This is a genomic window from Kutzneria chonburiensis (genome assembly GCF_028622115.1).
Taxonomy (GTDB): domain Bacteria; phylum Actinomycetota; class Actinomycetes; order Mycobacteriales; family Pseudonocardiaceae; genus Kutzneria; species Kutzneria chonburiensis.
The window spans coordinates 10,030,763-10,045,516 of sequence record NZ_CP097263.1 but is presented as its reverse complement, the minus strand read 5'-3'; the positions used below and the strand labels follow the sequence as shown (position 1 = coordinate 10,045,516).

Genomic DNA, 14,754 nt, shown 5'->3' with positions numbered 1-14,754 from the left:
AATTGTCATGGATACAATCGGCCGGTGCGGACTCCCCGGTACAAGGGCGTGGTGGACGGTCTCGCGGCGCAGCTGCGCGCGGGCCGCTGGCCGGTGGGGACGCGGCTGCCGACGCACCGGGAACTGGCCGCGCGGGAAGGAATCGCGCTGGTCACGGCGACGCGCGTGTACGCGGAGCTGGAGGCGATGGGCCTGGTGACGGGCGAGCCGGGCCGCGGCACCTTCGTGCGGGACACGGCTTTGCTTGCCGGGCAAGGCATCGACGAACAGGCGGTGGCGGCCGACGCCGTCGACCTCCAGTTCAACTACCCGGCCATCCCCGGCCAGGCCGACCTGCTGCGCAACGCGTTGCGAGAGCTGGCAGCGGGCGAGCTCGAGTCGTTGCTGCACTACCAACCGCACGCCGGCCGGATCGAGGCCCGCACCGCAGTCGCCAAGCATCTGGAACGTCGCGGCCTGACCGTGGACGCCGCGAACGTGCTGATCGTCAGCGGCGCACAGCACGGCCTCGCCGCGACGGCCATGGCCACCCTGCAACGCGGGGACGTGGTGGCCGTGGATCCGTTGACGTACACCGGTTTCAAGGTGCTGGCCCACACTTTGGGCCTGGAGTTGGTGGCCACGACCAACCTCGACAAGCTGTGCCGCCGACGGCCGGTCCGCGCGGTCTACACGATGCCGACGCTGCACAACCCGCTCGGCACGGTCATGTCGCTGACGGCACGGAAACGTTTGGTGGCAACGGCTCGCCGGCACGGGCTGCTGATCATCGAGGACGGCGCCTACGCCTACCTCGTCGAGGACGCTCCCCCGCCGCTGGCCGCGCTGGCCCCGGAGCGCACGGTCTACGTCTCCAGCCTCTCGAAGAGCGTGGCCACCGGGCTGCGCGTCGGCTACGTCGTCGCGCCCGAACCCAAGCCGATCGAACGGGTCATCCGCGCCACCACCTGGAACACCCCGGCGCTCAACGTCGCCCTGATCCGGCGGTGGCTGGAGGACGGCACCGTGGACCGGTTGGAGGCCCACAAACGCACGGATGCCCATATGCGGCAGGCGATCGCCCGTGACGTCTTCGCCGGGCTGCCGTTCGTCAGCCACCCGGCGTCGTACTTCCTCTGGCTGCCGCTGCCCGGCCGGGCCGACCACGTCGCCGCGGCCCTGGCCCGGCACCGGATCTCCGTCGCCACGGCCGAGCAGTTCGCGACCACTCCCGTTGTGCCGCAGGCGTTGCGGCTGGCCCTCGGCTCGGTGCCAGTGCCCGACCTGCGCCGGACACTGGACACCGTAAGGGAAATCGTGGAGAGCTAGTGGGCGGCCTCGTCCCACGAACGGCCGTAGCCCACCGAGACCTCCAGCGGAACGGCAAGCTGGTAGGCGTTGCCCATGTTGTCCCGGACCAGGGCCTCGACCTGCTCGTGCTCGCCCTCGGCCAGCTCCAGCACGAGTTCGTCGTGCACCTGGAGCAGCACCCGGCTGCGCAGGCCGGCCTCCTGCAAGGCCTTGTGCACGCCGAGCATGGCCACCTTGATGATGTCGGCGGCGCTGCCCTGGATGGGGGCGTTGAGGGCCATCCGCTCGGCCATCTCGCGGCGCTGGCGGTTGTCGCTGTTGAGGTCGGGCAGGTAGCGCCGGCGGCCGAGGATGGTCTCGGTGTAGCCGTCGGCCCGCGCCTTGACCACGATGGCCTGGAGGTAGTCGCGCACGCCGCCGAACCGGGCGAAGTAGGCCTCCATCTGCGCGCGGGCCTCCTCGGTGGAGATCCGCAGCTGCGAGGCAAGGCCGAACGCCGACAGACCGTAGGCCAGGCCGTAGGTCATGGCCTTGACCCGCCGCCGCAGCTCGCCGGTGACCTCCTCGATCGGCAGCGAGAAGGCCTGCGCGGCCACGTAGGTGTGCAGGTCCTCGCCGGTGTTGAAGGCCTCGATCAAGCCCTCGTCCTTGGACAGGGTCGCCATGATCCGCATCTCGATCTGGCTGTAGTCGGCGGTCATCAGCTCGGCGTAGCCCGAGCCGACCACGAACGACTGCCGGATCCGGCGGCCCTCCTCGGTGCGCACCGGGATGTTCTGGAGGTTGGGGTCGGTCGAGGACAGCCGCCCGGTGGCCGCGATCATCTGGTTGAACGTGGTGTGGATGCGGCCGTCGTCGGCCACCGACTTGAGCAGACCGTCCACAGTGGTCTTGAGCCGGGACGCGTCCCGGTGCTCCAGCAGGTGGGCCAGGAACGGGTGCTCGGTGGTCTCGTACAGCGTCTGCAACGCCTCGGCGTCGGTGGTGTAACCGGTCTTGGTGCGCTTGGTCTTCGGCATGTTGAGGTCCTCGAACAGCACGACCTGCAACTGCTTGGGCGAGCCGAGGTTGATCTCCTTGCCGATCACCGAGTACGCGTCCTGCGCGGCCTGCTTCACCCGGCCGGCGAAGTGCGCCTCCAGCTCGGTGAGGTGCTCGACGTCGACGCAGATGCCGGCCTGCTCGAGCTCCCCGAGCACGCCCAGCAGCGGCAGCTCCAGCTCGTCCAGCAGCCGTCGGCTGCCGATCGACTCCAGCGCGGTGTCCAGCGCGTCGGCCAGCTCGGCCACGGCCTTCGCCTTGACGATCTGCGTCCTGGCCGCGGCCTCCAGGTCGGCGGACTCGTCGGCCAGCAGCGACAGCTGCCCGTCGTCGATGCCTTCCTCGGCCCGCAGCTCACGCTTGAGGTAGCGCAGCACGAGGTCGTCCAGCTCGAACGAGCGCTGCCCCGGCCGCACCAGGTACGCCGCCAGGGCAGTGTCGCTGGTCCAGCCCTTCGGGTCCCAGCCGCGGGCCCGCAGGGCATGCACGGGGCCCTTGAAGTCGTGCCCGGCCTTGGCCACCTTCGCGTCGGCCAGCCAGGCCGCGAGGGCTTTCTCGTCCGACTCGGTCAGCGCGGTGGCGTCGAGATAGCCGCCCTCGCCGGCCGCGGTGGCCAGCGCGATGCCCTCGATGTCGCCGGTTCCGCTGCCCCAGGTCCCCTTGAACGCCAGGCCGACGCGCGCGCCGGTGCGGGCGTGCTTGTCCAGCCACGCCGCCAGCTCGCCGGACGGGATCGCGCCGCCGGTCACCTCGAAGCCCTCGTCGGCCTCCGGCTCGGCGCTGCTCAACGTGGCGAACAGCCGGTCGCGCAGCACCCGGAACTCCAGGTCGTCGAACAGCCGGTGCACGCGGTCCCGGTCCCACGGCCGCACCGCCAGGTCGGCCGGCGCCAGCGGGATCTCGACGTCCTTGACCAACTCGGTGAGCTGCCGGTTGAGCAACACGTTGGACAGGTTGGCCCGCAGCGCGTCGCCGGTCTTGCCCTTGACCTCGTCCACCCGGTCGACCAGGTCGCCGAGCGAGCCGAACTCGCGGATCCACTTGGCCGCGGTCTTCTCGCCGACGCCGGGGATGCCGGGCAGGTTGTCCGACGGGTCGCCGCGCAGCGCCGCGAAGTCCGGATACTGCTGCGGCGTCAGGTTGTACTTCTCCTGCACGGCGTCGGGCGTGAACCGGGTCAGGTCGGAGACGCCCTTGCGCGGGTAGAGCACCGTCACCTTGTCGGTGACCAGCTGGAGGGCGTCGCGGTCGCCGGTGCAGATGAGCACCTCGAAACCGTCGGCCGAGGCCTGCGTGGTCAGCGTGGCGATGATGTCGTCGGCCTCGAAGTTGTCCTTCTCCAGCACCGGGATGCCCAGCGCGCCGAGCACGTCCTGGACCAGGCTGACCTGGCCGCGGAACTCGTCCGGGGTGGCCGACCGGTTGGCCTTGTACTCGGAGTAGTGCTCCGTGCGGAAGGTCTTGCGCGAGACGTCGAAGGCCACCGCCAGGTGCGTCGGCTTCTCGTCGCGCAGCAGATTGATCAGCATCGAGGTGAAGCCGTAGACCGCGTTGGTGGTCTGCCCGGTGGTCGTCTTGAAGTTCTCCGCGGGCAGCGCGAAGAACGCCCGGTAGGCCAGCGAGTGGCCGTCGAGCAGCAGGAGACGGTTGTCGGTGTGGGCTGCGGCCTGGTTCACGGGGCCGAGTCTAGGGTGAGGGTCCGACAAGACGTGGAGGTGGCGGTGACCGAGACCGCGCGGGCCCGCTCGGAGGAGCTCGCGGCGCTGCCCGAGCAGCTGCCGGCCAAGATGGGTATCGAGATCACCGAATGGGACCGTGACCGGCTGGTCGGCACCATGCCGGTGGCCGGCAACCGCCAGCCGTACGGGCTGCTGCACGGCGGCGCCAATGCCGTGCTGGCCGAGACCCTTGGTTCCATCGCCGCCGCCATGCACGCCGCCGACCACGGGCTGATCGCCATGGGCGTCGAGCTGTCGTGCACGCACCACCGGGGCGCGGTGGCCGGCCTGGTCACCGGCGTCGCCACTCCGCTGCACGTCGGCAAGACCATGTCCTCGTTCGAGATCGTGATCACCGACGAGGCCGGCAAGCGGATCTGCACCGCCCGCCTCACCTGCGCCATCCGCGCCAAAACCGGCGCGAAACCCCCGCGAGTCCCGCCCAGCGTCACACCGAATTGATGAATCGGTTTCACACATTCGGTGTGACTGTGGGCGGGACTCGCGGGGGTGAGAAGTCAGCTTTCGCCGAGGTAGGCGTCGCGGACTCGCTGGTCGGCCAGGAGTTCGTGGCCGGTGCCCTCCAGCGTGGTGTGGCCGAGGTCGACCACGTAGGCGTAGTCGGACTGGGCCAGCGCGGCCAGCGCGTTCTGCTCGACCAGCAGCACCGTGGTGCCCAGGTCGCGCAGGTTGCGGATGGTGTCGAAGATGCGCTGGGTCATGATCGGCGACAGGCCCATCGACGGCTCGTCCAGCATCAGCAGCCGCGGCCGGGACATCATCGCCCGGCCGATGGCCAGCATCTGCTGCTCGCCGCCGGAGAACAGGCCGGCCTTGTTGCCCCGGCGCTCACCGAGCACCGGGAACAGCTCGTACACCCGCTCCATGTCCTCGGACACCCCGTCGTCGGACCGGGTGTACGCGCCCAGCAGCAGGTTCTCCTCCACGGTCATCCGCGGGAAGAGCCGCCGTCCCTCCGGGCAGTGGGCCACGCCCATGCCCAGGATGGCGTGCGCCGGCTGGGTGTGGATCGGCCGGCCCTCGAACGTGATCTCGCCGCGCTTGGGCCGCAGCAGCCCGGAAATCGTGCGCAGCGTGGTGGTCTTGCCGGCGCCGTTGGCACCGATGAGGCTGACGATCTGCCCGGCCTGCACCGAGAAGTTGATGTCCCGGATGGCCTCGATCGCTCCGTACGCCACCGAGAGGCCACGGACCTCCAGCAGCGGACGGGTGTGGGTGGTGGCGGTCGCCGAAGGCGCCGCGGTCGACTCACTCACGGCGTGTCTCCCTCCTGCACGGCCTGCAGCTCGGCCTCGACTTCCTCGGGCGGCTTGCCCAGGTACGCCTCGACGACGCGGGGGTCGCCGCGCACCTCGTCCGGCGTGCCCTCGATCAGCAGCTCGCCCTGCACCAGCACGGAAACCCGGTCGCACAACGTGAAGATGAACTTCGTGTCGTGCTCGATGACCACGACCGACACGCCCGTGTCGCGGATCCGGAAGATCAGCTGGCGGGCCGCCTCGGTCTCCTGCGGGTTCATGCCGGCGGTCGGCTCGTCCAGCAGCAGCACCGCCGGATCGGTGGCCAGCGCGCGGGCGATCTCCAGCCGCCGCTGGTCGCCGTAGGGCAGGTTGCGGGACAGCTCGTCCTCGACCCGGCTCAGTCCGACGAAGGCCAGCAGCTCACGGGCCCGGTCCCGCGCGGCGGCCTCGCCGCGGCGGAACGCCGGCCCGTGGAACAGCGACGACAGCGGACCCTGCTTCATCCGCACGTGCCGGCCCAGCAACACGTTCTCCAGCACGGTCATGCTGGGGAACAGCCGGATGTTCTGGAACGTCCGGGCCACGCCGGCGTCGGTGACCGCCGCCGGGTCGCCGGGCAGCACGGCGCCCTTGAGCAGCACCTGCCCGGTGGTCGGCGTGTACAGGCCGGTCAGGCAGTTGAAGAAGGTCGTCTTGCCGGCGCCGTTCGGCCCGATCAAGCCGTGGATCTTGCCCTCGTCCAGGCTGAGGGACACGTTCCGCAGCGCGGCCAGGCCGCCGAAGATCATGGACACGTCCCGTGCCTGCAACACCGGGGTGCTCATGCGCCGGCCTCCTTGACTCCCGCGACCGCGACCGAACCCTTGATCGCCGTGTCGTCCAGTGACTCGCCGGTCACGTCCTCGTCGGCCAGCTCGGCCCGACGGTGCCGGTCGGCGATCAGGCCCTGCGGCCGGAACCGCATGATCACGACCAGCGCCAGGCCGAAGACCAGCAGCCGGTAGTTCTGGAACTGGCGCAGCTCCTCCGGCAGCACGGTCAGCAGCGCGGCTCCGAGCACCGCGCCGGGGATCGTGCCCATGCCGCCGAGGATGACCGCGGCCAGCAGCGTGACCGACCAGTTGAACTGGAAGCTGTCGTACGAGGCGGTGGCCAGCTTGTGCGCGAACACCGCGCCGGCCAGGCCGGCAGTCGTGGCGCCGGTCATGAAGGCCAGGATCTTGAGCTTCCCGGTCTTCACGCCCATCGCGCGGGCCACGTCCTCGTCCTCGCGGATGGCGATCCAGGCCCGGCCGATGCGGCTGTTCTTCAGGTTGCCGAAGACGAACATCACCAGCGCGACCAGCAGCACGATCAGGAAGTAGTACAGGACACCGCCGGGCAGCTGGATGCCGCCGATGGTGAGCGGGTCGTTGAACGCGGCCCCGAACAGGGTCAGGTCCGGGATGTTCGGGATGGCGTTGGAGCCGCCGGTCAGGCCGCCGATGTTGTTCTGCGAGACCCGGACGAAGATCTCACCGAAGGCCAGCGTGACGATGGCCAGGTAGTCGCCGCGGACCCGCAGCGTCGGCGAGCCGACGACCGCGCCGAACAGGCCGGCCACGATGCCGGCGATGATCGCGGCGAGCAGGAACGGCAGCCGGATGCCGAACTCGGCGGCGACCGCGCCGGACAGGTTGGCCGCGACGAACGCGCCGATGCCCATGAACGCGACGTAGCCGAGGTCGAGCAGGCCGGCCAGGCCGACCACGATGTTCAGGCCGATGGCCGTCGCCGCGTACACACCGATGTTGGCGGTGATGGTCATCCAGTAGTCGTTGCCGACCGAGGTGAGCGGCACGGCCACCGCGCACAGCACCAGCACGACGATGCTGAAGATGCGGTGGCGCTCGGACAGGTCCGAGATCCACTTGGTGACGCCGAAGGCGTACAGCACGCCGAGCAGCGCGCCGGCCGCGCAGAGGTAGGACAGGAACAGCGGGCCGATGTACGGGTCGGACACGCCGCTGTGGCCGCCTGCGGTGAGCGTCTCGGTGATCAGGAACAGCATCGCCACGAACGCCACCACCAGGACCAGCCACTCGGCCCAGAACGGCAGCCTCGGCTTGATCACCGCCAGCCGCTGCTTCGGCAGCTGGTAGACGCCGACCAGCACCAGTGCCGCGCCGACGACCGCGGCCAGGCCGCCGAACGCCGAGTGGCCGTCGGCCGCCGTGACGGCGCCGAGGCCGCCGCCGTCGCCGATGATGAACAGCGTGTTGATCACGGCGATGCCGGCCGCGCCCCAGCCGACGGACTTGAGCACGCGGACCCGGTCGTGCAGCGGCACGAAGGCGAAGACCAGCGCGGCAAGGCCGAGGATCTCCAGGTACAGCCGGAACGAGCTGAGTCCGAACGGGGCGTCGAAGAACTCCAGCGACGCCTTGTCCGGGTAGGCGCCGTCGTTGAGCACGAAGGTGGCCCACGGCAGCAGCGCGCCGATGATGATGACGATCGCGCCGACGATGATGAGCGGTCGAGCCAGCGTTTTCATGCCCGCACCCTTTCCGCCTCGCCGAACAGACCCTGCGGCCGGAACACCAGCACCGCGATGAGCAGGATGAAGATCCACACGTAGTCGTACGCGGTGCCGCCGGGCAGGTAGATGTCGGCCAGGTTCTTGATCAGGCCGATGATGAACGCGCCGATGACCGCGCCGCGGATGCTGCCGATGCCGCCGAGCACGGCCGCGGCGAAGGCGAACAAGCCGTTCTGGAAGCCGATGAGGTTGTCCACGGCGTTGATGTAGCTGCCGTACAGCACGCCGCCGACACCGGCCAGCACCGCGCCGATGGCGAAGGTCAGCACGATCACGCGGTCCGGGTTGATGCCCATCAGCCGGGCGGTGTCCGGGTCCTGCGCGGTGGCCCGCATCGCGCGGCCCATCCGGGACCGGCTGACGTAAGTCTGCAGGACAACCGTCAGCACCAGCGACACGACCAGCATCAGCAGGCCGCTCGGCTTGAGGGTGATCGGACCGAGGTGCAGCGGCACCGAGTCGAGCAGGCTCGGGAACGGGATCGCCGAGGTCGCGCCCGGGTACCAGATCCGGACCACTTCCTGGAGCAGCACCGACACGCCGAGTGCCGTGATCAGCGGCGCCAGCCGGGGCGCGTTGCGCAGCGGCCGATAGGCGAAGCGCTCCATCAGCAGGGCGATCACCAGCGAGGTGATCATGCCGCCGACCAACATCGCCGGCAGGGCCACGTACCAGATCTGCTGGGCCGCGGCGGGCAGGATGTAGGTGTAGGTGAACAGGCCGCCGAAGGCGCCGGTCATGAAGACCTCGCCGTGCGCGAAGTTGATGAGCTGGATGATCCCGTAGACCATCGTGTAGCCCAGGGCCACCATGGCGATCAAACCGCCGAAGATGAGCCCGTTGGCTATCTGTTGCAACAGGGTTCCCACTGCTACCTCCATAGACGGCGGGGGCGAGGCCCTTGTGAGGCACCCACCCCCGCCGAAACCGTGCTCATGTCAGTAGAGCGGTCAGCCCTCGAACGGACCCGTCTGGACTGCCTTCCACTCCTTGCCGGTGACCTGGTACACCGTCAGGACCTTGTTGGTGCTGTCGCCGTACTGGTCGAACGCCACCGCGCCGGTCGCGCCGTTGCCCTTGTACGAGCCGATGTTGCTGATCAGCTTGTCGCGCTGGCCGTCGGCCCAGGTGCCGCTGTCGCCCAGGGTCGTGGCCAGGCTGGCGATGATCGCGTTGGCCGCGTCGTAGGAGAAGGCGCCGTACGCCGCGTACGGGTCCTTGTAACCCTTGGCCGCGTAGGCCTTCACGAAGTCCTTGGCGGTGTCGAGCGACTCGGTCGGGGCGCCGACCGAGGTGGCCAGGTCACCCTCCTTGCCGCCGAGGTCGATGAACTTCGGGTCGAAGATGCCGTCGCCGCCCATCACCGGGACGTTGAGGCCGAGGCCCTGCGCCTGCTTGGACAGCGGGCCGGCCACCGGGTACTCGCCGCCGTAGTAGATGGCGTCGGGGGCGGCCGCCTTGACCTTGGTCAGCACGCCGGAGAAGTCGGTGTCCTTCTCGCCGACCTGCTCCTTGTCGACGATGGTGGCGCCGTCGGTGGTCGCCCGCTCGGAGAACGCGGCGGCCAGGCCGGCACCGTAGGTCTTGCCGTCCTGGATGATGGCGATCTTCTTCTTGCCGGCCTTCTTCACCAGGTAGTCGGCCGCGTCAGGGCCCTGGTAGTTGTCCGTGGTGCAGACCCGGAAGTAGCTCGGGAACTGGCGCTTCGGGTTGCTCAGGTCCGTGCCCTTGGTCAGGGACGGGTTGGTGTTGGCCGGCGAGATCTGCGGGACCTTCTTGCCCGACAGGATCGGCTGCACCGTCTGGGCCACCGAGGAGTTCAGCGTGCCGACCACGCCGACCACGTTGGAGTCCGAGGACAGCTTGGTGGCGGCCTGCGCGCCGACCTGCGGCGTCGCCTGGTCGTCCTCCGGGTCCACGGTCAGCTTGTAGCCCTTGACCGTGCACTTGTCGTTGGCCTCGGCCACGGCGAGCTCGGCGGAGTGCTGGATGCCCAGGCCCAACGCCGACAGGTTGCCGGTCAGCGGGGCGATCACGCCGATCGTGAGCGTGCCCTTGCTCGTGTCGCAGCTGGCGGAGCCGCCTCCGCCGCTCTCGGTCTTGTTCGTGCCGCAGGCTGCCAGCGCCAAAGCGCCGGCCATGACCACCACCGCGGCCTTCACCGTCCGGTTACGCACGTGACGTCCCTTCTCCGAGCTGCGCGACCGTGTGATACGCACGTGCCGCTTGACCCCGCCTGATTTGGGGGTTGCGCGGAAGTTAGGCGATGAAGCGCACCACAGTCATCGCGGCGGACGTTTCCGTGACCAGACCGCAACGTTGCGAGAACCCTCCGTTGCCATACCGACGCACAACGCCACAACTGTTTACGTTAGCGCTTCTAGCGTAAATACCGATTTCAACTCGGCAACGGAGCTATCTCCGTCCCGACAGGCCCGCCTACCATGCCCGAATGGTCCCGACGAAACGCCTGCTTGTGCCGCTGGGAGCCATCCTTCTGCTGGTCAGCGCGGGTGTGGTGCTACGTGAGGTTCAGCAACCCCAAAACACACCACCCGCCCCGAATTCGGAGATCCGGCGGGTTGACCGATTCACCAACCGTAACGTTCTCGTACCACAACCAATCAGCGGACCGGTGACGCCGTCCGACCTGCGGTTGACTTCAGAAGTCGGCGCGCTGCGCGCCGACTGGACCGATGCCGGGGCATCGGGGTACGAGGTGACCTGGCGCCACGGGGGCGTACTGGACCACACATTGCTGACCATACAGCCCGAAGTCCGGCTCGGTGGACTTCGGACAGGCGTGTCCTACACGATCGAAGTGCGGGCCGTGGATGCTTACGGCAAGCGGTCCAACCCGGCGACGGCCACCGGGAGCCCGTCGGTTACTCCCGACAACTCGTGGAAAAAGCCGCTGACCGGCGTGTTCGACGACTTCTCCGATGTCTCGACGCTGACTCGGCGCTGGCACCTGTCCGGCTACCCGGGCTGTGTCGACGCAGGTAGCGGGGCCGGCGGGCTCGTCATCGGGCTGGAATGCGGCGCCGATCAGGCGGTGTTGCGTGCCCGTTCGCGCATAGAGCTTGCCTCGAATGGGGAATTGGGCCGAATAGCCGTCGTGACCGATGCCGCCGGGCCCGGCGGCCAACTGACCGTCGATCTCAGTCCCGGTCCCGTCGATCGGGTCGGGTCGACGCTGCCGCCGGGAACCGTGCAGATCGTCGTGGACGATCAGGGCGCCCGGGTGATGGCCGCCGACGACGTTCCCCGGGTCGGCGGCAGTCGCACCGATGCCGTTTCGCCGCGCGGGGTCGGCGTGCCCCATCTGTTCGAGGTCGTATTCCGCGCTGACGGTATTACCGTCTTACAAGATGGCCGGGAAATCGGCTTCGGCGGCATCGTGCCGTCCTGGCGGTCGGCGTCGGTGCTGTACGGATTCCAGGGGCCGGCCGGGCTCAAGTCCCGGGTGTTCGTCGGCGGCGCCGGCTTCTCCGGGCCGACCTCGGACGTGCCGGCGGTCAGCGAGGTGTCGCTGGTGCCCGCCACCCTGCGGGCGCTGTCCCCCGGCGAGACCGCCCCCGGCATCGGGATTTCCCGGAAACCCTTGGTGGGCACCGTTTCCGCCCGGTACATCGCCACCGTGAAGGCCGGCGACGGCTTGACCGTCGGCGGCTTGGCCGTGCAGCTCGGCGACGCCACCTATCCCCTCGTGCAGGCCGTGCCCGGTCCCGTGCCGGCCGGCTCCGTCACCACCGTCTACGCCGACATGCCCGCCGCGTTGTTGGGGCTGGCCGGGCCCGAGCAGCTCAGCCCGTACGTGCTGCGGTCGTCCGGCGGCGAGGCCACCATCGTCGAGAGCTACCTCGAGATCCACCACACCTCGCCCGTGCCCGGCATCGCCCCGGCCGACCTGCCCGCCGCCCCCGCCGACGTGCAGCTGCCGCGGATCGTCGTCGACGAGAGCCAGGACAGCGGGCGCGTCGTGCTCGACGTGTTCCTCGACGGCCGGTACTCCAAGGAGGTCGCCGGCGTCGCCGGGTTCGAGGTGTGGCTCGACGGCAAGCTCGTCTGCGGGCAGCCAACCGACAGCGGCGGAGTCGGGCTCGGCGGGCGGTACACCGTCGTGTTCAGCGCCGGCAGCCTCGCCCGCGGGGCCCACTCCTTCGACGTTCGGCTCTATCCCGCCGACGGGGGCGTGTTGCCCACGTCCGTGCTCAAGGACGTCACCGTCACTTGATGCTGTCGACCACGGCCTCCGCGACCGCCTTCATCGTCGTGCGGCGGTCCATCGCCGTGCGCTGGATCCAGCGGAACGCCTCCGGCTCGGTCAGGCCCTGAGCGCTCATCAGCAGCCCCTTGGCCCGCTCGATCACCTTGCGGGTCTCCAGCCGGTCCGTGAGGCTGGCCACCTCGTTCTCCAGCGCCTGGAGTTCGGAGAACCGGCTCATCGCCAGTTCGACCGCCGGCACCAGGTCCCGCTTCGCGAACGGCTTCACCAGGTACGCCATCGCCCCCGCGTCGCGGGCCCGCTCCACCAGGTCCCGCTGGCTGAACGCCGTCAGGATCACCACCGGGGCGATCCGCTCCTTGGCGATCACCGAGGCGGCTTCGATGCCGTCCATCTTCGGCATCTTCACGTCAAGAATCACCAGGTCAGGTCGCAGATCCCCGGCGAGCTTCACGGCCTCTTCGCCGTCACCCGCCTCGCCGACCACCTGGTAGCCCTCCTCGCGGAGCATCTCCACCAGGTCGAGCCGGATCAGCGCCTCGTCCTCCGCGACGAGCACCCGACGCTGCGGGGCAGCAGCCTGCGTCTGGGCCTCGGCAGCCGGCTGGGTCACCGCGGTCCTCCTGTGCGATCGCTGGAATCCACCCTGACGAGTGGACCGAAACCGCAGTTTACTCAGTGTGCGCGCCCACCACCCGCCCCAGCCGCGTGATCAGCCCGACACCCCCGCCCGGGAACCCCCTCGCCCCGTCGCGTAGAGTCATGCATCTCCGCAACAGGCCCCCGTAGCCCAACGGCAGAGGCAACGGATTCAAAACCCGTCCAGTGTCAGTTCGAATCTGACCGGGGGCACATACCGCATCCACACAAGCCACGCCTGCTCCCTGAGCAGGCGTTTCTTGCGTTTCGAGCACGGTGGTCAGCCTTTCCGCTGTTTCGGCGATCTCGGGTACGCCCAGGTGGCTGACCTCGAACAACCGCCTCAGCAACGCCTCCGGCGCATCGCTCGGTTTCAGCGCCAGGAACGGCAGCGAGTCGAGCAATACGAAGCCGGCAACGCTCGAACGACCGGTTTCGCCCTCATCGGCCTTGTCGAGGTCAGTGATGGCCGCCAACACCGCCGTCTTTTCGCCGTGGAGCTCGTTGTAGGTGCCGCGCAGCGCCTTGGTGAACGGATCGCCCGGGTCACTCACGTCCGCCACCGCCCGTTGCAGCCGCTCCCGCGCCGGGGGTAGCGGCCTCGGCCAACGCCTGCCAGATCACGGTCGCCGGATTTGCCGACGACGTCTCGTTGACGACGACGGCGATCGTGATGCCGCGGTCGACGTCGGTCGCGGCCATCGACATGAATCCGCCGTAGCTGCCGGCGTGGCCTTGCCAGGTGTGTCCCGCAGCCTTGGTCTGGAAGGTGCCCATCCCGTACGTGCCGGACTCCGGATCCGGGTTCTGGCGTGACTGCGGTGATGGCGTGACCATCATTCGCACGGTGTCCGGCCGGAGCATGGTGCCGCGGACGAACAACGCGTCGAGTACCAGACCCGGGCCGGTCGCGGTTCCGGCCAGCGCGCCGTCGGTGAACGGCAGGCCGTACAGGTCGGTCGGGATGCCCTTCGCGCCGTACCGGGTGAAGGTGTCCGCCAGGTTCCCGTCGTCGAGGCGGTCATAGCCGTGCGCGAAGCGACTGAAGGCGCCCTGTGTGCGCTTGATGGTGAGGACGTCGTCGGTCACCGGCACCCACGCAGTGCCTGCCCGCCGGACGAAATCCCGGTAGGCACACTCCAATGCCCGGTCACCGCCGGAGATCTTGGCCAGGACGTGCCCCAGGATGATGTAGCCGGTGTTGGAGTACTCAAAGCGCCTGCCGGGATCGACCGGTTGGCGGATGCCGGCGTTCAGCATCTCGAACGTGTACGGCCGGTTGGGGTCGTACCGGTCGCCGGGCGGGAACAGCGGCGCCGTGGCCGGATCCCCGTACAGGTCCGGGTAACCCGCGGTGTGCGTCAGCAACATCCGGGTTGTGACGACCCGTGAACCCGCCACCTCGTCGCCGATGTAGGTGGAGATCGGCTTGTCGAGGTCGAGCACCCCGTTCTCGGCCTGGTGCAACACGAATGTCGCGAACAACATCTTGCCGAGGCTGGCGTACGAGAACAGTGTGCGGTCCGTGACCGGCGTCGCCGGGTCGATGGTCGCCTTGCCACGGTTGCCCGACCACATCACTCGGCCGTTGCGGATCACCACAGCCTGCGCACCGATGTCACCGAACTTCGACGCGGCCCGTTCCAGCGCCTCGTCCAGCTTTCTCCCAGTGCCCTGACCCGCCGCGGCGGCCGTGGACGTGGACAGCACGGTGGCCATTCCGACAACCAGAGCTAGAACGCGATGCCAGATCCTGTGACTCATGGTTCCTTCCCGAGGTTGATTGTCGCCGCTGCCCGGTCCGGCCGGAACTCCGCGCGGACGTCGAGGCCGGCTCATGTCGCCGATGTGGTTGCGGTTGGTGGCCGAGATGTCAGCTGGCACGGTGAAGTCGGGCAACACGGCAAGGGTGCTCACCCCGGTCCGGCTTCCTTCCGGTCCCGCGGTCCTGCAATTCTGGTTTTCGCTCAATGGCGCGTCGTTGGCGAAATCGCCTAC

At 69.1% G+C, this 14,754-nt stretch carries 11 protein-coding genes and 1 tRNA gene; 4 read left to right on the top strand and 8 right to left on the bottom strand.

What is annotated here, in order from left to right:
• The first annotated feature begins 24 nt into the window (after positions 1–24).
• Entirely contained in the window at positions 25–1,308 is a 1,284-nt protein-coding gene (locus tag M3Q35_RS46655) for an aminotransferase-like domain-containing protein (RefSeq protein ID WP_273939057.1), read from the top strand.
• Here the strand turns inward: M3Q35_RS46655 and polA are convergent.
• On the bottom strand, positions 1,305–4,007 hold the full coding sequence (gene polA, locus M3Q35_RS46650) for a DNA polymerase I (protein WP_273939056.1): 2,703 nt from the start codon (positions 4,005–4,007) through the stop codon (positions 1,305–1,307). The two genes, M3Q35_RS46655 and polA, sit on opposite strands and share 4 nt — an antisense overlap.
• A 45-nt stretch (positions 4,008–4,052) precedes the next feature.
• Here polA and M3Q35_RS46645 point away from each other — a divergent pair, with 45 nt between their 5' ends.
• A complete protein-coding gene (locus tag M3Q35_RS46645) occupies positions 4,053–4,511 on the top strand; it encodes a hotdog fold thioesterase (protein WP_273939055.1) in 459 nt (152 codons plus the stop codon).
• Between the two features lie 56 nt (positions 4,512–4,567).
• Here M3Q35_RS46645 and M3Q35_RS46640 read toward each other — a convergent pair whose 3' ends face one another.
• The 5 genes from M3Q35_RS46640 to M3Q35_RS46620 form a co-directional block, all read right to left on the bottom strand.
• Positions 4,568–5,326: an ABC transporter ATP-binding protein gene (locus M3Q35_RS46640; protein ID WP_273939054.1), complete on the bottom strand. Its 759-nt coding sequence runs from the start codon at positions 5,324–5,326 to the stop codon at positions 4,568–4,570.
• Positions 5,323–6,135: an ABC transporter ATP-binding protein gene (locus M3Q35_RS46635; protein WP_273939053.1), complete on the bottom strand. Its 813-nt coding sequence runs from the start codon at positions 6,133–6,135 to the stop codon at positions 5,323–5,325. The genes M3Q35_RS46640 and M3Q35_RS46635 overlap by 4 nt, the downstream gene beginning before the upstream one ends.
• A complete protein-coding gene (locus tag M3Q35_RS46630; protein WP_273939052.1) occupies positions 6,132–7,844 on the bottom strand; it encodes a branched-chain amino acid ABC transporter permease in 1,713 nt (570 codons plus the stop codon). Before M3Q35_RS46630 ends, M3Q35_RS46635 begins: the two co-directional genes overlap by 4 nt.
• A complete protein-coding gene (locus M3Q35_RS46625) occupies positions 7,841–8,758 on the bottom strand; it encodes a branched-chain amino acid ABC transporter permease (protein ID WP_273939050.1) in 918 nt (305 codons plus the stop codon). Before M3Q35_RS46625 ends, M3Q35_RS46630 begins: the two co-directional genes overlap by 4 nt.
• Positions 8,759–8,839: 81 nt before the next feature.
• Positions 8,840–10,066, bottom strand: a complete 1,227-nt coding sequence (locus M3Q35_RS46620; protein ID WP_273939049.1) for a branched-chain amino acid ABC transporter substrate-binding protein — start codon at positions 10,064–10,066, stop codon at positions 8,840–8,842.
• A 626-nt stretch (positions 10,067–10,692) separates the two neighbouring features.
• Between M3Q35_RS46620 and M3Q35_RS46615 the strand changes: the two genes are divergently transcribed.
• Positions 10,693–12,126, top strand: coding sequence for a hypothetical protein (locus M3Q35_RS46615; RefSeq protein ID WP_273939046.1), 1,434 nt, complete (start codon positions 10,693–10,695; stop codon positions 12,124–12,126).
• On the opposite strand, the gene M3Q35_RS46610 is transcribed toward M3Q35_RS46615, so the two are convergent.
• A complete protein-coding gene (locus tag M3Q35_RS46610) occupies positions 12,119–12,730 on the bottom strand; it encodes an ANTAR domain-containing response regulator (RefSeq protein WP_043717271.1) in 612 nt (203 codons plus the stop codon). The genes M3Q35_RS46615 and M3Q35_RS46610 overlap by 8 nt on opposite strands.
• A 166-nt stretch (positions 12,731–12,896) precedes the next feature.
• Between M3Q35_RS46610 and M3Q35_RS46605 the strand changes: the two genes are divergently transcribed.
• Positions 12,897–12,969 (top strand) — tRNA-Leu (locus tag M3Q35_RS46605).
• Between the two features lie 333 nt (positions 12,970–13,302).
• Here M3Q35_RS46605 and M3Q35_RS46600 read toward each other — a convergent pair.
• Positions 13,303–14,475 carry a serine hydrolase domain-containing protein gene (locus M3Q35_RS46600; RefSeq protein WP_273939045.1) on the bottom strand — a complete coding sequence of 391 codons (1,173 nt, stop codon included), beginning with the start codon at positions 14,473–14,475 and terminating at the stop codon, positions 13,303–13,305.
• Positions 14,476–14,754: the final 279 nt, after the last annotated feature.